Genomic DNA, 18,522 nt, shown 5'->3' on the forward strand with positions numbered 1-18,522 from the left:
ACGGCTGCTAGAAGGTTCTGCCGCTGTCCGTCACCCGGGTGGTGTGCGCAAGGACCGGCTTCGTAAACAGCAGCAGCAGGACGGCTGCCGCCGGCAGGAGCAGCACCAGTCCGGGCAGCACCAGCCCGGCCTGCAGGGTCGGCACGGCCAGGACCACCACGAAGAGCTGCCAGACGAGGGCCGCCGCACGGGTCCAGCGGTATCCCCGGAAAAAGAAGTGCCCCACTGCCAGCAGCCAGACGGCAAGGGCCACGGCGAAGGCCAGCGTGAATACGGCCCCACCCAGGGAAAGCGGCGCCGAAACGGTCAGCTGATATCCATACCAGGCAGCAAAGCCGAGCAGGCACAGCGCTTCGAGAACGAGTACTGCCGAGATAACCAGGACAGCGGGTGAACGCTGCGGTGAAGGCGCGTTTTCAGGTGTTGGCACACAGGAAGAATACCGGACATAGCTGTCAGGGAAGCGCCGGCGGCGGTCCCTCAACTCTTGTCACCGGCGCCTCCCGGCCGCGGTACGGATCGTCGGCCGCAGGCACCTCCGGAGGACGAACGTGAGGCCGATTGTGATGCATCCCTCAGGCCTGCGCCCGCATTTTCCGCTTGTTACCCCTTGTTTGGTTTGGGTTGACGTGCCACGCTAGTAGGAGGTAAGTCAGGGGCCGAAACCGGCCCCTTTAGTTTGTAGTTGCTCGTGAATGTTTTCACAAACACGTAGGAGTCAACTTTTCAGAGGAGATAGTGATCAGTATGGATTGGCGGAGCCGCGCAGCTTGCCTGGATAAAGATCCGGAGCTTTTCTTTCCCGTGGGCAATACCGGCCCGGCTCTTCTTCAAATCGAAGAAGCCAAGAGTGTTTGCCGGCGCTGCCCGGTGATCGACACCTGCCTGCAGTGGGCTATCGAGACCGGCCAGGACGCCGGCGTATGGGGCGGTATGAGCGAAGATGAGCGCCGCGCGCTGAAGCGCCGTGCAGCCCGCGCCCGCCGCGCCTCCTAACAGGACTTATCCCGGCATTAGGCCGGTGCAATCGAAGGGCCGCTGCCAATGGCAGCGGCCCTTCGTCGTACGTGGAGGTACTCAGGTGCGGCGGTACTCGGTATCCAGGCCCATTTCGATCGTGACTTCCGTCCCGCCGCCGTCGCTGGCGGACCACTCGATGGTCCCGTCCAGTTCGCTTTGGACCAGGGTCCGGACGATCTGCAGGCCCAGGCCCTCGCGCCGCGGCTCGGGCGGCAGCCCCACGCCGTCGTCGGTCACCGTTACGGTGAGCCGTTCCTCCCGGCCTGCATCACCATGCCGCCGGGCAGCCAGGCCGACGGTCCCGCGCCGGCCCGCCAGCCCGTGTTCGACGGCGTTGGTCACCAGTTCGTTGATGACCAGGGCCAGCGGCGTGGCCAGGTCACTGGGCAGTTCCCCAAAGGATCCCTCGCGGCGGGTCCGGACTTCCTGCGTCGGCGAGGCCACTTCGGCCGAAAGCCGGAACTGGCGGTCGATCAGCTCGTCGAAATCCACGTTCTGGGTCAGGCCCTGTGAGAGGGTCTCGTGCACGAGGGCAATGGTGGACACACGCCGCATGGCCTGGGCCAGGCCCAGTTTGCCTTCCTCGCTCTCCATCCGCCGTGACTGCATACGCAGCAGGGCCGCCACCGTCTGCAGGTTGTTCTTGACCCGGTGGTGGATCTCCCGGATGGTGGCGTCCTTGGAGACCAGTTCCATCTCGCGGCGGCGCAGCTCGGAGACATCGCGGCAGAGCACGAGGGCACCGAACCGCTCTTTTTCGTCCCGGAGCGGGATGGCGCGCAGGGACAGGCTGACGCCGCGGGACTCAATCTCAGTGCGCCACGGCATCCGTCCGGTGACCACCAGCGGCAGGGTTTCATCCACCATCCGCCGGTCCTTGAGCAGTGCGGTGGTGATCTCCGCCAGGGAACGTCCCTCCAGCGTCTCCATATCGCCCAGCCGGCGGAACGCCGAGACACCGTTGGGGCTCGCATACTGCACGATCCCTTCGGCATCGAGGCGGATCAATCCGTCACCGACGCGGGGGGCGCCCCTGCGTGAACCCGTGGGCGTGGCGAAGTCCGGCCAGAGGCCCAGGGTTCCCATCCGCAGCAGGTCATAGGCGAGCTGCCGGTAGGTCAGTTCCAGCCGCGAAGGCATCCGCGAACTGGACAGGTCCATGTGCGACGTGACCACAGCCAGGGTCCGGCCGTTGCGGACAAAGGGGATCGCCTCGACCCGCATGGCCGTTTCAGCGGTCCAGCTGGTTTCGCTGGACCGTTCGATGTGCTGGCTCCGCCATGCGGCGTCGACCAGCGGGTGCAGGTCGGAGCGGATGCGTTCGCCCACAAAGTCGCTGTGGAACACCGTGTGCGACGTCGAGGGGCGGGCATGTGCCAACGCCACGTATCCGCCGTCGGGCACCGGGAACCAGAGCGCCAGGTCCGCGAACGCCAGGTCGGCAACCAGCTGCCAGTCCCCCACCAGCAGGTGCAGCCATTCAGCGTCTCCCGGGCCGAAGTCCGCATGATCCTTGATCGGGTCGGTAAAAATTGCCACGTGGACTCCGGGCTAGCGGCGGACGATGGAGCGAAGCACGCGGAGAGCGACCGAAAGGGAGGCCATGTCATCCTGCTCGAGGCGGTTCACTTCGTTGAACATTTTCGAGGCGCGTTCCAGGTTGTCGGCGTTCTCCTGCTCCCAGGCGTGCAGCCGTTCCCCCGGATCCGTGCCGGACTGGTCAGGCGTTGCGTCCAGGACGGCCACCGTCATGTCAGCCACGGTCGAGTACAGGTCATCGCGCAGGGCACCGCGCGCCAGCGACTGCCACCTGTCTTCGCGCGGAAGGTTGGTGATCCGGTCCAGCAGGCCGTCGATGCCGTACTTGTCGTAGACGGCGTAGTACACGCCCGCCACTTCGGCGGCCGGCTCGTCGCTGCCCCGGCTCGCAAGGGCGACGTCGAGCAGGCCGAAGGACTCGAACTGTTCGGCCCAGTACTTGCCGAGCTCCTGCGGGATATCCAGCTCGCGGGCCTTCTGCCGCATGGCTTCCACCCTCTCGGCGTCTCCGCCGCGGAGGTACCGGGTCAGTTCGGCGAGGAGCGGCTGCAGGACGGGCCGGAACGCCTCGATGTCTTCGTCGATCGTGGTTCCCCGGCCCACGTGGTTGACGAACCAGCGCACCGCGCGGTCCAGCAGCCGGCGCAGGTCCAGGTGCATCATGGACCAGGTCTGCGTGGGGAAGTCCGCGGGCAGCGCACCAAGTCCGGCGAGGACCTTGTCGATTCCGTAAATTTCCCGCAGCGATGTGAAGGCGCGGGCGGCCTCCGCTTCGGTGGCGGAGGTTTCCTCGATGATGCGGAAGGCGAAGGTAATGCCGCCGATGTTGATCATGTCGTTCGCAACCACGGTCGAGATGATCTCCCGGCGCAGCGGATGGGTGTCCAGCTGGTCCCCGAAACGCTCAACGATCTGCTTCGGGAAATACCTGCGCAGGGTGCCTGCGAAGTACGGATCGTCGGCCAGGTTCGAGCGGGTCAATGCCTTGGTGAGTTCGATTTTCGCGTACGCGGCCAGGACGGCCAGCTCGGGTGAGGTCAGCCCCTCGCCCGCAGCGATGCGTGCATGCAGTTCCTCGTTGGTGGGCAGTGCCTCGAGCTCACGGTCCAGGTCGGCATGTTCCTCAAGCCAGTCCATCAACCGCTCGAAGCTGGGGCTGGATTCCAGGACCCGCTGCCGGTCGTTGAGCAGCAGCATGTTCTGGTCGACGTTGTCCTGCAGGACCAGGTGTCCCACTTCGTCCGTCATCGAGTGCAGGAACGCGGCACGCTCCTCCGGGTCCAGCCGGCCGGCTGCAACCATCCGGTCCACGAAGATCTTGATATTGACTTCGTGGTCGGAGCAGTCGACGCCTGCGGAATTGTCAATGGCATCGGTGTTGAGGATGACGCCGGCGCGTGCAGCTTCAATGCGTCCACGCTGGGTCATGCCCAGGTTTCCACCTTCACCGACTACCTTGACCCGCAGGTCGCGGCCGTCCACACGGATGGCGTCGTTGGCCTTGTCCCCCACATCGGCGGAGGTCTCGTCCGAGGACTTCACGTAGGTGCCGATGCCGCCGTTGTAGAGCAGGTCCACGGGGGCCGTCAGGATGGCCTTCAGCAGCTCCGGCGGACTCATCTTCGTCGCCGAAGAGGGCAGGCCCAGAACACGGCGGACCTCTTCGGAAAGCGGGATGCTCTTGGACTGGCGCGGGAAGATCCCGCCGCCTGCGCTGATCAGGGACTCGTCGTAGTCGGCCCAGGACGAGCGCGGCAGCTCGAACAGGCGCTGCCGTTCGGCGTGCGACCGGGCGGCATCCGGATTGGGGTCCAGGAAGATGTGCCGGTGGTCGAAGGCGGCGACCAGCTTGATGTGTTTGGACAGCAGCATGCCGTTGCCGAACACGTCGCCGCTCATGTCGCCCACACCCACCACGGTGAAGTCCTGGCTCTGGGTGTCCAGATCGAGTTCGCTGAAGTGCCGCTTGACCGATTCCCACGCGCCGCGGGCGGTGATGCCCATCGCCTTGTGGTCGTAGCCCACGGATCCGCCGGAGGCGAACGCGTCGCCGAGCCAGAACCCGTATTCCGCGGAGATGGAATTGGCGATATCGGAGAACGAAGCCGTGCCCTTGTCCGCAGCGACCACCAGGTAGCTGTCGTCGCCGTCGTGGCGGACCACGCGTTCGGGCGGAACTACTTCCTCGCCGGATTCCTTCACCACGAGGTTGTCGGTCAGGTCCAGCAGACCGCGGATGAAGGTGCGGTAGCTGTTCTTTCCGTCTTCCATCCAGGCGCCGCGGTCAACCGCGGGGTCGGGCAGCTTCTTCGCATAGAACCCGCCCTTGGCTCCGGTGGGGACGATCACGGCGTTCTTGACCGTTTGCGCCTTGACCAGGCCCAGGACTTCGGTGCGGAAATCCTCGCGCCGGTCGGACCAGCGCAGCCCGCCGCGGGCCACTTCCCCGAAGCGCAGGTGCACGCCTTCCACCCGCGGGGAGTACACCCAGATTTCGTATTTCGGACGCGGGAACGGAGCACCCTCGATGGCACCGGTGTTCAGTTTGAAACTGACGTATGCCTTGTCCTGGTAGAAGTTCGTGCGCAGGGTGGCGTTGATCAGGTTTGCGAAGGTCCGCAGGACGCGGTCGGCGTCGAGGGTGGGTACCTGCTCGAGGCCGCGCTCCAGCGCGGCTCCGGCCTGCTCGACGGCGGTGCGGCGCTCCTCGTCCGTCAGGTCCGGATCGAAACGCCCTTCGAAGAGGGCGATCAGTGCATGGGCGACGTCGGGGTTGGCCAGCAGGGTGCCGGCCACGAAACCGTAGGAGTTCGCCGTGCCGACCTGGCGCATGTACTTTGCGTAGGCCCGCAGGATGACCACCTGGCGCCAGCGCAGCCCCTGCCGGAGGATCAGCCGGTCGAAGGCGTCGGACTCGGCGGTCCCGGACAGGCCGGCGCGGAAGGCTTCGGCGAGCAGGGTGCCGGTCTGCAGCGGGTCGATGCCGGCGGGATACACCAGGCCCAGATCGTAAAGGTAGAAAGTCGTGCCGTCAGCCCGCTGGATTTCGAACGGCCGTTCGTCGAGCACCTCGAGGCCGAGATTGTGCAGGAACGGCAGGATCTGGGTCAGCGACTTGGGTTCGGTCAGGTAAAGCTTGAGCCGGGCGTCCTCGGAACCGTGCCCGCCGTCCCCGGAGGGGATGTAGACAAAGAGTTCCGGGGCGGTGTCCGGGGAGGCCACCCGGGCTTCGAAGCGGGCAATGTCCTCGAGGGCGTCCTCCACCTCATAGGCCACCCGGTAGGCGGCGGGGAAGGCATCAGCCCACAGTGCGGAGAGCTTCTCCGCCTCCCGGCGGGAGAACTTGGTCCGCACTACTTCTTCGATGCCCTCGCCCCAGGACCGGGTCGCCTGGACCAGGCGTGCCTCCAGGGCCGCGGCGTCGACATCCGTGATTTCCTGGCCCCGGGGAAGCCGGATCCGCAGGAAGAGCCGGGCGAGGGCGGATTCCGTCATCCGCGCCTCGAAGTCGATGGATTCGGCCTTGAACGTGGAGCGCAGTTCGTCCTGGATCCGGAGCCGGACCGGCGTCGTATAGCGGTCGCGCGGCAGGAAGACGATCGCGGACATGAAGCGGCCGTAGATGTCGGGACGGAGGAACAGCCGGGTGCGGCGCCTCTCCTGCAGGCGGAGGATTGCCAGGGAGGTATCCATCAGCGCCGAGGGGTCGATCTGGAAGAGTTCGTCGCGCGGGTAGGTTTCCAGGATGGAGAGCAGGTCCTTGCCCGAATGGGAATCGGCGGGGAAACCGCATGTGCGCATCACTTCCCGGACCTTGTCCCGGACAATCGGGATGCTGCGGACGGACCCGGTATAGGCACCGGTGGCGAACAGGCCGATAAAGCGGCGTTCCCCGTTGACGTTGCCGTGCTCGTCGAACCGCTTGACCCCGAGGTAATCGAGGTAGGCGGGCCGGTGCACGGTGGAGCGCGAGTTGGCTTTGGTGATGACAAGGGCACGCTTTTCGCGTGCTTTCGCACGGCCCGCGCCGGTCAGGCGCTGGACCCGCCTGGTGGAGTGCAGCCGAAGGAGTCCGAGGCCGCTGTCCTCCGTGGGACGGAGGGCATCTTCGCCGTCTTCGGTGATGAGGTCGTATTCGCGGTAACCAAGGAAGGTGAAGTTGCCGTTATCCAGCCACGTCAGCAGTTCACGGGCCTGCTGGAGGTCGGGGATCTCACGCGCACCGGGCACGGTTTCGAGGGAACGGGCAATCTCATGCACCTTCGACCGCATGGCCGGCCAGTCCGAGACCGCAATCCGGACGTCGCCCAGCACTTTTTTCAGGCCTTCAATGAGTCCGATGCGTTTGTCCGCGTCCGTTATCCGGGCGACGTCGATGGCAATCCAGGATTCCACCTTGGTGGTGCCCCCGTTTCCGCCCATCAGGTCGGCCAGGTTCGGCAGGGCGGCGGTGTCTCCGCTGGAGACGCCGGCGGTGGCGGGGACGCGCTGCACCTGCTGCAGTTCGCCGCTGCGGGGATCCCGGGTGGCGAGGAAAATCGGGTGCACCACCAGCCGGATGGCGGCGTTGCGGCGCACCACCTCTGCAGTAACCGAGTCGACCAGGAAGGGCATGTCGTCGGTGACGATGAGAATGACGCTGGTGTCACCCTGGTCCACCACGTCTACGGCGGCGGTGCCCTCGGCGCGGGTGAGCGCCAGTTCCATGTGCTTCTGGGCCCGTTCCCGCAGAACCGACGGCTCATACGCCTGGGCATCTTCACGCGCCAGATGCTCGTAGTAATTCCCGATGAACTCATCCAGGGAAGTGTCCGAACTGAAAAGATCCGCGATGCGGGATCCTGACGACATGTAATACGCCTCCGATAGTGCTTACGTCCGGCTGCTCCGTTGCAGCCTGCTCCCCTTGAGCCTATCCGCGAATGCACCAAAGGTCACTTTGCTCCCCATCCCCGTGCGCCGCGACGCCGCCGGGGTACCTGGACGCCAGCCAACTCCGCGATGGCTCCCCGGAGGGCCGACGCCGGAGCCGTTTCCAGCAGGGCCGTTCCGGAGAGCAGGGAGGCGTCCGCGGAGTCGTAGTCAGCCGGAAGGAAGGCACTGATTTCCCGGCCCGGCCCGAATCTTTCCCACGCGCCGCGCAGCTGGCTCTCCGGCTGCCGCCCGACCGATGCGGCCCGGACTTTGTTCAACACGATCCTCGGCTCGACGCCGGGCACTGCTGCGGCAAGGTCCGAGAGGGCGCGGACCAGACGCGGAACACCGACAGAGTCGGCAGCGCCAACAGCGTAGACCGTGTCCGCTGCTTCAAGCACCAGCAGCGTGGCGGCGTTGCGGCGCGGGGCGATGGTGTCGAAGCTCAGTTCCTCATCGGTTTCCAGCGAGAACCCGCAGTCGACAATGGTGACATCCGCCGTCCGGCGTGCGACCTCCAGGACCCCGGACAGCGCTGCGGGGCGCAGTTCCACCCACCGGTCGGACCGAGTGATACCGGTGAGCACCGCCAACCGGTGCCCCCGGAGGGAGACAACGGAGGCAATCCTCTGCAGCGCGGCGTCGTCGAGCAGGCCCTGGTCGGCAAGGCGGCAGGCCTGCGCCAGCCCGGCGGACTCGTCAAGCAGGCCAAGGCTCACGGCTACGCTGGCGCCATAGGTGTCGGCGTCGATCAGGAGCACGCGTTTGCCTGCCGCAGCCGCTTCAGCAGCCAGATTGACGGCCAGCGTGGTCCGGCCGGGCGCCCCTGCCGGACCCCAGACAGCGGTGACGGTTCCGGTGCGGACGTCCGGTTCCCCCGTGCCGGAGACTGCCGGACCCGGCCCCGGTCCCCCCGTGCCTGTCCCGAAGGCAGCCGCCGGGTCGGCGAGCGCGTTGCTGCCCGTACTAGCGGAGGCATCCCCGGCCTGCCCCAGCACCTGTACCGCGGTGGAAATCAATCCCGCGAGCGTACCGGGGTCCACACCAGCGGGGGCATTGAGGATCCGGATGGTATCCAGGCGCCGCCGGAGGACGGGATCATCGGTAAGAGCGACCAGCGCCACGCCGGCGGCGCCGAGCCGCTGGGCCAGGGCTGCGGTAAGTTCACCGGCGTTCCCGGCGACGACGGCGGCCCGCACGATGCCGCTTTGCGAAACGGCGACGAGTTCCGCCAGTTCCGTACACCGCCGAACCACGGTTACTGGACCCTGCAGGCGTTCCAGCCCGTCGAGCACCCCGGCGGTTGCGGCCCCCACGGTGGCCACCGGGATATTCATGAGCCCGGCGACGGGTTGTGGACCACGGTGATCTTGGCCTGGTTGGACAACGCACTCAGGAGCAGCGGCAGGTCCGCGTCCTCCACCAGGACCAGCAGCTCCGTGCTTCGGGTGGTTCCCAAAGCGGACTCCGTAACGGCCATCTCCGATATCTCCGCAGCCTCGATCAATTGCCGCGGCTCGTCGAATCCGTTCACTGCGTTGGGCATGGCCGCCCAGATGTCCACACGCGATCCGGCGTCGGTGCTGGCAGGCAGCGGGTCTTCCACCCGCAGCCCCACGGGTTTGCGGTCCAGCGCGTCAGGGCGGACCAGCGCGGACCGGGCCACCAGCTCCCCCTCGCGGAGCACCGCACCGGCAACAGCGTCCCTGGGCAATCCTGCCGCCACCGGGACATAAAACTCTTCGGCATTGCCGAGCCGTACCGGCACCACGAGTAGGTCTTCAGCGGTCAGGGACGTACCCGGGGGAATATCCCGTTTTGCAGCGTAGACCTCCGTGGTCCGGTCCGCGGCGTCCACCAGGGCGACAACCGAGGCAACGGATCCGAGCACCAGCAGGATGCCCAGCAGGAGCCGTGGATCCCGCCATGACGGTTTCCGCAGCCGTGCCGCGGCCGGTTCCGCACCGGTTGTACGTTCCGATAGATGCAGGCTCATGCTCCACGTCCCCCTTGGATCCCACATGTCCGGATCCCCTATGTCATGCCCAGGTGTAATGCACGGGTGCCAGGCTCAGGTGTCGTCCCCCTGTGCCACTCCCCTGTCCCACTCCCCTGTGCCACTCTCCCGCCCCGCTCCGGGACCATGGCCGCCATTGTGGAGGAAGCCCGGGGGGAAGGAAACGGTGGTTTTCGAGAAAGCCGAATCTGTGGATAACCCATCAGCCCGATCCTGCTGGTGCCACACTGGTGCTGCTGGTATACAACGGTGCAAACCGCAGTGGTGCGGTGCGAAAGGTGAGTGGCATGGGCGATAAGAGATTCCTGACGCTGGCCGATGTCGCCGAGGTATTGAACATCTCCTCCTCGCAGACGTATGCCCTTGTCCGCAGCGGAGAACTTCCAGCTATCCAGATTGGCGGCAGGGGCCAGTGGCGGGTGGAGGCGCAGCAGCTCGAGGACTACATTTCCCGCGCCTACCGGAAGTCCGCCGCAGCTGTGCGGCAGGGCATGCCGGTGGAGGAGAATGCTGGGAGCTGAGCCGGGATGCCGGCAGCGCGTAGCTTCCTTCGGACGCACTGTCCTTGCCCGCCCCAGCCTGCCTGTCCCCTGCCAGGTTCAGTCCTGCCAGGTTCAGTCCCGTCCGGTTCAGTCCCAGCCGCTCTGTTGTGAGAGCACTGCGGCCACCGTGGCCATCGGCAGCACATAGGCGGCTGTGACGTTGGCTGGGCGCCGCGGCTGATCGGACGGCAGGGCGGCCAGTTCCAGGAAATCGTTGCCCACCCGGTCGATGGTTCCGTGCAGGGCGCGTTCCGCCGCCGAACCGACGGAACGGACGACGACGGCGCTGCGGTCCCGGGCAATGCCCCGCAGCGCAGAGGCAACTCCAAGCCGCACTGTCTCTGCAGGCTGGCTGGCAAACCGGTCCATGCCCTTGATGGAAACCACGTGCGCCAGGACCGCCAAGGCGGCGCCGCGGTCCCGCTCCAACACCAGCCATCCTTCCCCCACATGCCGCAGGATCCCCTGCAGCAGGCCTGCCGTGCCGAGATCGACCACCAGGTGCTTCCCGCATTGGCTGCGGAGCCTGTCCTGCAGGCTGATCCCGCGGAGCTCTATCCGCACCCGTTCGGCGATCTCACCTTCGACGGCCACCCCGGCAGCTGCGGCCATCTGTGCCTCCATGTCCCTAAACAGGGCATCCCATCGCATCGCCCTAGGCTAGCGGCCACGAAGCCGTCCGACCACTCTGGACACCGACCGAAGCGAAGTGTAGACACGGGCATCAACTGAACCATCCATCGCCAAGAGAACCGTTCCCTGCCAAACAAGGCAGGGGTCACCAAAAGAACTAAAAACCGGCAAACAAATCAAATGCCGGGCAAATTCAAGCAACCAGCGAACACCACACGACGTGGCCCAGAGAAGCCCCCCAGCACTAAACAAATCGCATAACCGGGTCAGAGCATCCGTACACCTGTCCCGATCCACACCGCCGCTCCCCAGATCGGAGAAAGCCATGACCGTATCCGTTCCCCGTCCGGGACTGGCGGCAGACGCGCTTACCGCCGCAGCCGTGGCTGGTCTAGGCCTGTTGCTGTTGTGGTGCGGTTCCCGGATGCTTCCGGCCGCCGCTGTAGGTTCTGCAGCGTTCGCCCCGGATCCCCTCTCCCCGGAACCGCTTTCATTCGCCACGCTGACGCAGATCGCCGGGTTCTGTGCCGCAGCCGCGGGTGTGCTGCTGACGCTCTGGTGGGTTGCAGGCTCGATTTTCGCCTTGGCCGGGTGCCTCCTGCACCGGTCCGGTTTCCGCACTGCCGCCAGGCGGACGCTGTCGCTGGCGCCGGGGCCGCTGCGCCGGCTGGCCGCGACTGCATTGGGGCTTTCCCTGGCTGCCGGGGGCGCCTTGGGCACCGCACCGATGTCAGCGGCATCCACGCCAGTGGCCGCCGCAGCAGCGGCAGCCAGGACGACTCTCCAGACAGCACACCCGACGGCGGCCGATGCGCCCGGTGCTGGCACAGCAGCAGCTGCTTCAGCGACCACATCGGCCACAGCGGCCACAGGAGAACAAAACGCGGACGGCGCCGGAACTCCGGAAACGGCCGACGCGGAGGAAGCCGTCTCTCCGCTGTGGCGTCCGGCTCCCCCTCAGCCTGCAGCCGGCAACCTGCTGACCGGCTCGCCCCGGCAGGACGAGCGGGAGGTCGTCGTCGCGGCGGGAGACACCCTCTGGGCGCTGGCGGCAGCACAGCTGGGACCGTACGCCACCGACGCCGAGACGGCTGCCCTCTGGCCCCGTTGGTACGAACTGAACCGGGACGTCATAGGTCCCGACCCGGGTCTTATCCACCCCGGCCAGGTCCTGGCCATGCCGCCCCGGTGATGTTCCCACCGAATTCTTGACAGGAAAGGACGCACCATGACGAGCGTGATATTCCTTCCGGCTCCGGATGCCCCGGCCGGGCTGGCGCAGCGGGGGCAGGCGGGGAGCGAACCGGGCCCGATCGCTGTTTATCTGGCACCCGTGCAGGAAGTGCTTCCGGCACCTGTTCCCGCCACCCCGCCGATGCGGTACCGGGCCGACCCGGCACCGGATCCCGCCCGCGTCTCTCCGGCCCCAAACTGGGCCTCGGATCCAGCGGACGACGCCCGGGTGAAGGCCATCTGCCAATCGGTGGCACTCGCCGCCCTGGAGGTACTGGGCGGCGTCCGCCCGCTGCAGCAGATGGCGCGCTGGCTGGATCCGGAAAACTACGAACGGCTGCAGCTGCGTGCCAATCTGGTCCGCGGGCTGAAGCAGAATCCCCGCGGAGGGCCGGGGTCCGACCCACAGCTGCTGCACCGGGGCGTACGCATCCGCTCCTGCCGCCTGTGCCCGGTCGCGGAGGGGATCTATGAAGCCTCGGTAGTGGCCTGGGAAAACGAAAGAGCCCGCGCCGTTGCGCTGAGGGTTCAGCTACGGCGCGGGCTCTGGAAAGTCACCGCCCTGGAAATTGGATAGGTCCCGCCCGGTAGAGGCGGTGCATCTTGGTTACTTGCGGCGCTTCGCCTTCTTGGCGCCGGTCTGCGCTGCCTTGCGGGCGGCAGGAGCAGCCGGATTGGCCTTGGAATCCTGCTTGTCGCGGGACCCTGTCCGCTCGACCCGGGTATCCACCCCGCCCTGGCTGTTCGGTGCCGTGAACTGGAGGCTGGCCGGCTGCTGCGGAGCTTCAAGTCCGGCGGCCTTGATAATGGGGGTGCCGACGACGCCGCGCGCGTCCTTTACGCCGGCCAAGGCGTTCGCTGCCGGGACGGCAGGCTCGCTGACCTGCACGTCGGCGTTGAAGAGGTAGCCGACGCTTTCCTCGCGGATGGACTCCATCATCGTCTGGAACATCACGAATCCTTCGCGCTGGTATTCCACCAGCGGATCGCGCTGCGCCATGGCCCGCAGTCCGATGCCCTCCTTGAGGTAGTCCATTTCGTAGAGGTGTTCCTGCCACTTCCGGCCGATGACCGAGAGCACGACCCGGCGCTCCAGTTCGCGCATCGTGGCGGACCCCAGTGCTTCCTCGCGGGCCTGGTAGGCCAGCTTCGCGTCGGACAGGATCTCGTTGTGCAGGAAGTCGCGGGTGAGCCGGGACCGGCCGCCCGCTTCCTCAACCACCTCGTCAATGGTCAGGCCGATCGGGTACAGCGTCTTGAGGTTGGTCCACAGCTGCTCGAGGTCCCAGTCATCCCCGTGTCCCTCAGCGGTGGCTTCGTTGACGACCGCAGTGACGACGTCCTCCAGGAAGAAGCTGATCTTCTCCTGCAGGTCATCGCCTTCCAGGATCCGGCGGCGGTCGCCGTAGATGGCTTCGCGCTGGCGGTTCAGGACGTCGTCGTACTTCAGGACGTTCTTGCGCTGTTCCGCATTGCGTCCCTCAACCTGTCCCTGCGCATTCTGGATGGCCTTCGACACCAGCTTGGATTCCAGTGCGACGTCGTCGGGCATGGACGAGCTGTTCATGATCCGTTCGGCAGCACCGGAGTTGAACAGGCGCATCAGGTCATCGGTGAGCGAAAGATAGAAGCGGGATTCGCCCGGATCGCCCTGCCGGCCGGACCGGCCGCGGAGCTGGTTATCGATACGGCGTGACTCGTGGCGTTCGGTACCAAGAACGTAGAGCCCGCCGAGTTCGACCACTTCCTGCTGCTCGGCGGCCACGGCATGGCGTGCCTTCTCCAGGGCATCCGGCCAGGCGGACTCATAGTCCTCGGGGTTGTCATTCGGGTCCAGCCCGCGGCGTTCCAGCTCTGCGATGGCATTGAACTCCGCGTTGCCGCCGAGCATGATGTCAGTGCCGCGGCCTGCCATGTTGGTTGCTACGGTAACGGCCCCCTTGCGGCCTGCCTGGGCAACGATGGCGGCTTCACGTGCGTGGTTCTTCGCGTTGAGGACCTCGTGCCGGATGCCTGCCTTCGCCAGCTGCTTGGAGAGGTACTCGCTCTTCTCCACACTGGTGGTGCCGACCAGCACGGGCTGGCCGGACGCGTGACGTTCGGCAATGTCCTTGACCACGGCGTCGAACTTTGCCACTTCGTTCTTGTAGATCAGGTCTGCCTGGTCGATCCGGGACATGGGCTTGTTGGTGGGAATCGGCACCACGCCAAGCTTGTAGGTGCTCATGAACTCGGCGGCTTCGGTCTCGGCCGTACCGGTCATGCCGGCCAGCTTTTCGTAGAGCCGGAAGTAGTTCTGCAGGGTGACCGTGGCGAGCGTCTGGTTTTCGGCCTTAATGACCACGCCTTCCTTCGCCTCGATCGCCTGGTGCATACCCTCGTTGTACCGGCGGCCGGCCAGGATTCGGCCGGTGTGCTCGTCAACGATCATGACTTCGCCGTTGAGGACCACGTAGTCCTTGTCCCGCTTGAAGAGTTCCTTGGCCTTGATGGCGTTGTTGAGGAAGCCGATCAGCGGGGTGTTGGCAGCCTCGTAGAGGTTGGAGATACCGAGGTAGTCCTCCACCTTCTCGATACCGGGCTCCAGGATGCCGACCGTGCGTTTTTTCTCGTCCACTTCGTAGTCGGTGTCCAGTTTCAGGCGCTGGACGACCTTGGAGAACTCGGTGTACCACCGGTTCACGTCGCCGCTGGCCGCGCCGGAAATGATCAGCGGAGTACGTGCCTCGTCGATGAGGATGGAGTCCACTTCGTCGACGATGGCGAAGTGGTGGCCGCGCTGGACCAGCTCCGCGGCGCTCCAGGCCATATTGTCGCGGAGGTAGTCGAAGCCGAACTCGTTGTTGGTTCCGTAGGTGATGTCGGCAGCGTACTGTTCACGCCGGGTCGCGGGGTCCTGGTTGGAAAGGATGCAGCCGCTGGTCATGCCCAGGAAGCGGAACACCCGTCCCATCAGGTCCGACTGGTACTCCGCCAGGTAGTCGTTGACGGTGACGATATGAACGCCACGCCCGGTGAGGGCGTTGAGGTAGGCAGGTGCCGTGGCGACAAGGGTCTTGCCCTCACCGGTCTTCATTTCGGCAATGTTGCCCAGGTGCAGGGCCGCGCCGCCCATCAGCTGGACGTCGAAGTGCCGCATGCCGAGGGTACGCCCGGCAGCCTCGCGGACGGCGGCGAATGCTTCGGGAAGGAGGTCATCGAGGGACTCGCCGTCGTTGTAGCGCTCTTTGAGGCGGTCCGTTTCACCCCGGAGCTCGGCATCGGTCATGCCCTTGAACTCGTCCTCGAGCACGTTGATCGCGTCGGCGTAGTTACGCAGTGTCTTCAGCGTCTTCTTGTCGCCGGTACGAAGAACTCGTTCGAGTAGTGATGCCACTGATTTGCTCCCAATCTAGTGTTGCCGAAATCTGGCGTCCCCAGTCTACGTGAGAGACGTACGGTGGCGGTCCGTGGTTCCCCATTGACCTTTATTCCCTGCTTACTTCCAGCTTCAGGGCCGGAGCCAGGTCTCCCGCGGGCTTCACCGTAATCTGCCCGAGCCCCAGCCACTGTGCCATGAGCCGCAGCTCGGCAGCCAGTTGACGCGCCGTATGGTGCGGCGCCCCGGGTTCTGAATGGGCTGCCTGCACAAGGAGCATACCCGCGCCACGGTCCGCTTTGAGATCCACCCGGGCCACGAGTTCCTCGCCGAGCAGGAACGGCAGGACATAGTAGCCAAACCTGCGCTTTTCCGGCGGCGTATAGATTTCGATCCGGTAATGGAACCCGAACAGCTCTTCGAGTCTCCGACGCTCGAAGACCAGGGAATCGAAGGGGCTGAGGAGCGCCTGTCCGGAGACGGCCCGGGGAATCACCGCTTCGGCATGCAGGTAGGCCGGCTGCCTCCACCCGGCCACCTCCACCCGCTCCAGAATCCCCTTGCCCGCCAGTTCCTCTGCGGCCAGTGCCGTCTCACGCTGCTGGAGACGGAAGTAGTCGGCGAGCCCGCGGACCGTCGCAACGCCGTGCGCCCGTGCTGCGGCCTCGGTCAGGCGCAGCACGGCATCGTCAAAGTCTGATGGCGCCAATGCGGCCGCCCCGGCAGGATGAACGGCCTGCGTGGGCGCATACAGCCGTTCGAACTGCGCGGTCCGCCCTGCGGAACTGATCAGGCCGGCGGCAAACAGGTCCTCCAGGACCCGCTTGGCAGCGTTCCAGTTCCAGCCCCAGTCCGTGGTTCCCCGGACCCGGCTGTGGCCGAGGAGGTCCATGGTCTCGCGGGAGGTCAGGGGCCTTCCCGCGGACTCCAGAACCTCAAGGATGCGTTCACGGAGATCCTCTGCCAGGACCTCCGGGAGCGATCCTGCGGTCATCCATGTCCGCCGTTGGACGGCCCGCAGGTCCGCGAACAGTTCGGGGCGGACAAAGCTGGCCTCGTGCGCCCAGTATTCGACCATCCGCCGCGGCCGCCTGCCCGCCATCCGGTCCAGGATTTTCGAATCATAAGGACCGAGCCGGGAAAAAAGCGGCAGGTAGTGGCTGCGCGAAAGCACGTTGACGGAGTCGATCTGCAATACCGCGAGCCGTTCAAAAGTACGGCCCACCTGCCTTGCGTTAACAACGCCGGTGGGCCGTACCCGGGCCAGTCCCTGCGCCGCCAAGGCCGTACGGCGTGCCTGGCGGAGCGAGAGCCTGGTGTTTTTCATCCCCTCATCCTAGGGGAGCAGGTGCAGGTCAGGCGGTCGCGCGGCCGTCAACTGCGGTTTCGGCGGCGCGGTAGCCGCGTATTTCTTCCCGCGGCTCTTCCGTGCCTTCGGCGCACTTGGCGTCCAGGGTGATGACCCCGTAGGTCCAGCCCCGGCGGCGGTACACCACCGAAGGCGCGCCGGTGGCGGAATCCACAAACAGGTAGAAGTCGTGGCCGACCAGTTCCATGTTGTCGACGGCGTCGTCAAGGCTCATGGGGGCACCCGGGAAAACCTTGCGCCGGATCAATACTGGGCACTCGCCGGCGGCTTCTTCCGCTGCGGCTTCTTCGGCCTCCTGGTCCCGTTCCTCGGCGGCTGCTGCCACCTGGACGTAAAGAGGCTCCGACGTACTCACGGGACCAAGATCAGCAGTGGCAACCCGGACCGGTACCGGCGTGTGGCGACCGTGGTGCACCTTGCGCCTGTCGCTTGCCCGGCGCAACCGTTCCAGCAGCTTTCCGTACGCGAGGTCGAACGCTGCGAACTTGTCCCCGGATGTTGCCTCTGCACGGACAACGGGTCCCCGTCCGGTGACCGTGATCTCCACGGTCAGGGCGCTGTCTGCGTCCCGGACGTTACCCTGCTTCGTGACCCTGGCCTCCACCCGCTGGACTTTGTCGCCGAGCGCCTCCACTTTGCCGATCTTCTCTTCGGCGTACTCGCGGAACCGGTCTGATACTGCAACATTGCGTCCGCTGATCATGAATTCCATGGTGCCCTCCAATAGATTTCGGTGACACAACAACGGCCGCTGTCAGGTTGCTTCGCGACCGTTGCCGCAGGATAGCCCCGCTACTTGAAGCTATCCATACTCAACACGTTAGATCACCGCCGACCTTTATTCACGTCTCCCGATTCCGTTTCCGCCGGCGGTGGGAAGCGCCCCCGGAACGGCAGGGAAGATGGGAACAGTGTTACGTGCAGGGGCCGGTGTTGCGGCAATAACCGCCGCGCCTCGGACCGTGGCGCCGGCCGCCCGGAGAGCCCGCACGGCTTCGGCAAGGGTGGCACCCGTAGTCAGGACGTCATCGAGCACCAGGCAGTCGACACCGGCAAGTGCCCCGGGAGGACCTGCTGTCATGGTGTTTCGTACATTTCGTCTCCGGGCGCTGCTGCCCAGTCCCTTTTGCGTCCCGGCCGGGACGGATCTGCCGGACCCACCTGCACCGCCCAGCCGGGCTGCCCAGGTGGTCACACGAGGAAATCTTTCGGCCATACCGTGCCCGGCCGACACGGAGACCAGGGAGCCAACGGTGCAGCCCGCCGGCAGCAGCTGACGGTGCTGAATCCGCTTCAGGAGCACCACCAAGGGAACGTAGCCCCGTTTTCGCAGTGAGGCGCTGGTACCGGGCACAGGGACAAGCACCAACGGATAAACTCCCCGGTTTTGGTACGCATCCAGCACTGCGGCCTGCAGTGCTCCCGCCAGCACCGGGGCCAGGAAACCAGCCAGATCGGTGTGTCCCCTGTTTTTGAAGGCCAGCAGGGTCTGCGCCAATCCGCCCGCATAAACGCCGGCAGCCAGCACGTGCAGCGGGGCAAAGGGCGCTTCGGCAGGCTCCTGGCCGGCGGCTACAGGTGCAGACTGCGGGTCCGGGTGTTCCGGCGGTTCCTCAGCTGGAAGTGCTCCTGCGCCGTCCTGGGCAAAATACGGGTGCAAGGTACCGCGCCGGATCCTGGCTGCACATCCGCCGCACAGGCACTGGTCCGGAGCGCCGCACGCCACACAGGAGACCGGCACCAGCACGGCAGCAAGGTCGGATACGGCGGCGGCAAGGGCCCGGCCAGGGCCGGAATAAAGCAACCGGTCCAGCTGCCCGCGTAGTGTGCCCAGTGCGCCCATCCATCCACCCTGCTGCCGGGGGGAACCATCGGGTTACGTCACGGGCCACGCCGG

14 protein-coding genes are annotated in these 18,522 nt (G+C 66.0%); 4 read left to right on the plus strand and 10 right to left on the minus strand.

Translation table 11 applies throughout. The annotated features are described in order from the left end of the window. Positions 1 to 7: 7 nt before the first annotated feature. On the minus strand, positions 8 to 430 hold the full coding sequence (locus QNO10_RS10335) for a hypothetical protein (protein ID WP_229950444.1): 423 nt from the start codon (positions 428 to 430) through the stop codon (positions 8 to 10). 317 nt (positions 431 to 747) lie between these two features. On the opposite strand from QNO10_RS10335, the gene QNO10_RS10340 reads away from it, so the two are divergent. After that, positions 748 to 996: a WhiB family transcriptional regulator gene (locus tag QNO10_RS10340; protein ID WP_055239553.1), complete on the plus strand. Its 249-nt coding sequence runs from the start codon at positions 748 to 750 to the stop codon at positions 994 to 996. 81 nt (positions 997 to 1,077) lie between these two features. Here the strand turns inward: QNO10_RS10340 and QNO10_RS10345 are convergent, their stop codons facing one another. The 4 genes from QNO10_RS10345 to QNO10_RS10360 form a co-directional block, all read right to left on the minus strand. Beyond that, positions 1,078 to 2,559 (minus strand): sensor histidine kinase, encoded by a 1,482-nt coding sequence (locus QNO10_RS10345; RefSeq protein ID WP_229950442.1) that lies wholly within the window; start codon positions 2,557 to 2,559, stop codon positions 1,078 to 1,080. 12 nt (positions 2,560 to 2,571) lie between these two features. After that, positions 2,572 to 7,410, minus strand: coding sequence for an NAD-glutamate dehydrogenase (locus tag QNO10_RS10350; RefSeq protein ID WP_229950439.1), 4,839 nt, complete (start codon positions 7,408 to 7,410; stop codon positions 2,572 to 2,574). Positions 7,411 to 7,493: 83 nt separating this feature from the next. Continuing rightward, positions 7,494 to 8,810 (minus strand): CpaE/TadZ family protein, encoded by a 1,317-nt coding sequence (locus QNO10_RS10355; RefSeq protein WP_229950437.1) that lies wholly within the window; start codon positions 8,808 to 8,810, stop codon positions 7,494 to 7,496. Further along, positions 8,807 to 9,469 (minus strand): CpaB family protein, encoded by a 663-nt coding sequence (locus QNO10_RS10360; RefSeq protein WP_229950436.1) that lies wholly within the window; start codon positions 9,467 to 9,469, stop codon positions 8,807 to 8,809. Before QNO10_RS10360 ends, QNO10_RS10355 begins: the two co-directional genes overlap by 4 nt. A gap of 308 nt (positions 9,470 to 9,777) precedes the next feature. Between QNO10_RS10360 and QNO10_RS10365 the strand changes: the two genes are divergently transcribed. Continuing rightward, the gene (locus tag QNO10_RS10365; protein WP_229950433.1) at positions 9,778 to 10,011 is read left to right on the plus strand and encodes a helix-turn-helix domain-containing protein; all 234 of its coding nucleotides are present in this window, start codon (positions 9,778 to 9,780) and stop codon (positions 10,009 to 10,011) included. A gap of 108 nt (positions 10,012 to 10,119) precedes the next feature. Here QNO10_RS10365 and QNO10_RS10370 read toward each other — a convergent pair whose 3' ends face one another. Then, entirely contained in the window at positions 10,120 to 10,683 is a 564-nt protein-coding gene (locus QNO10_RS10370) for a hypothetical protein (protein ID WP_229950431.1), read from the minus strand. A 307-nt stretch (positions 10,684 to 10,990) separates the two neighbouring features. Here QNO10_RS10370 and QNO10_RS10375 point away from each other — a divergent pair, with 307 nt between their 5' ends. Beyond that, on the plus strand, positions 10,991 to 11,857 hold the full coding sequence (locus QNO10_RS10375) for a LysM peptidoglycan-binding domain-containing protein (RefSeq protein WP_229950429.1): 867 nt from the start codon (positions 10,991 to 10,993) through the stop codon (positions 11,855 to 11,857). A 36-nt stretch (positions 11,858 to 11,893) separates the two neighbouring features. Next, on the plus strand, positions 11,894 to 12,475 hold the full coding sequence (locus tag QNO10_RS10380; RefSeq protein WP_229950427.1) for an Rv3235 family protein: 582 nt from the start codon (positions 11,894 to 11,896) through the stop codon (positions 12,473 to 12,475). A gap of 30 nt (positions 12,476 to 12,505) precedes the next feature. On the opposite strand, the gene secA is transcribed toward QNO10_RS10380, so the two are convergent. The 4 genes from secA to QNO10_RS10400 all read right to left on the minus strand — a co-directional run bounded on the left by secA (position 12,506) and on the right by QNO10_RS10400 (position 18,468). Beyond that, the gene (gene secA, locus QNO10_RS10385) at positions 12,506 to 15,274 is read right to left on the minus strand and encodes a preprotein translocase subunit SecA (protein ID WP_283995899.1); all 2,769 of its coding nucleotides are present in this window, start codon (positions 15,272 to 15,274) and stop codon (positions 12,506 to 12,508) included. 91 nt (positions 15,275 to 15,365) lie between these two features. Beyond that, positions 15,366 to 16,583 (minus strand): winged helix-turn-helix domain-containing protein, encoded by a 1,218-nt coding sequence (locus tag QNO10_RS10390; RefSeq protein ID WP_229950425.1) that lies wholly within the window; start codon positions 16,581 to 16,583, stop codon positions 15,366 to 15,368. A 28-nt stretch (positions 16,584 to 16,611) separates the two neighbouring features. Further along, the gene (gene hpf / locus QNO10_RS10395) at positions 16,612 to 17,337 is read right to left on the minus strand and encodes a ribosome hibernation-promoting factor, HPF/YfiA family (protein WP_229950422.1); all 726 of its coding nucleotides are present in this window, start codon (positions 17,335 to 17,337) and stop codon (positions 16,612 to 16,614) included. Between the two features lie 126 nt (positions 17,338 to 17,463). After that, positions 17,464 to 18,468 (minus strand): ComF family protein, encoded by a 1,005-nt coding sequence (locus tag QNO10_RS10400; protein WP_229950420.1) that lies wholly within the window; start codon positions 18,466 to 18,468, stop codon positions 17,464 to 17,466. Between the last annotated feature and the right edge of the window lie 54 nt (positions 18,469 to 18,522).

Origin of the sequence: Arthrobacter sp. zg-Y919 (genome assembly GCF_030142045.1) — a bacterium.
In the GTDB taxonomy this organism is placed as follows: Bacteria; Actinomycetota; Actinomycetes; order Actinomycetales; family Micrococcaceae; genus Arthrobacter_B.

What these genes read in the sequence shown, in the direction of transcription:
- QNO10_RS10340 (WP_055239553.1), top strand. Translation starts at nt 748, where the DNA reads ATGGATTGGCGGAGCCGCGCAGCTTGCCTGGATAAAGATCCGGAGCTT.
- QNO10_RS10350 (WP_229950439.1), bottom strand. Translation starts at nt 7,410, where the DNA reads ATGTCGTCAGGATCCCGCATCGCGGATCTTTTCAGTTCGGACACTTCC.
- QNO10_RS10355 (WP_229950437.1), bottom strand. Translation starts at nt 8,810, where the DNA reads ATGAATATCCCGGTGGCCACCGTGGGGGCCGCAACCGCCGGGGTGCTC.
- QNO10_RS10360 (WP_229950436.1), bottom strand. Translation starts at nt 9,469, where the DNA reads ATGAGCCTGCATCTATCGGAACGTACAACCGGTGCGGAACCGGCCGCG.
- QNO10_RS10365 (WP_229950433.1), top strand. Translation starts at nt 9,778, where the DNA reads ATGGGCGATAAGAGATTCCTGACGCTGGCCGATGTCGCCGAGGTATTG.
- QNO10_RS10370 (WP_229950431.1), bottom strand. Translation starts at nt 10,683, where the DNA reads ATGCGATGGGATGCCCTGTTTAGGGACATGGAGGCACAGATGGCCGCA.
- QNO10_RS10375 (WP_229950429.1), top strand. Translation starts at nt 10,991, where the DNA reads ATGACCGTATCCGTTCCCCGTCCGGGACTGGCGGCAGACGCGCTTACC.
- QNO10_RS10380 (WP_229950427.1), top strand. Translation starts at nt 11,894, where the DNA reads ATGACGAGCGTGATATTCCTTCCGGCTCCGGATGCCCCGGCCGGGCTG.
- QNO10_RS10390 (WP_229950425.1), bottom strand. Translation starts at nt 16,583, where the DNA reads ATGAAAAACACCAGGCTCTCGCTCCGCCAGGCACGCCGTACGGCCTTG.
- hpf (WP_229950422.1), bottom strand. Translation starts at nt 17,337, where the DNA reads ATGGAATTCATGATCAGCGGACGCAATGTTGCAGTATCAGACCGGTTC.
- QNO10_RS10400 (WP_229950420.1), bottom strand. Translation starts at nt 18,468, where the DNA reads ATGGGCGCACTGGGCACACTACGCGGGCAGCTGGACCGGTTGCTTTAT.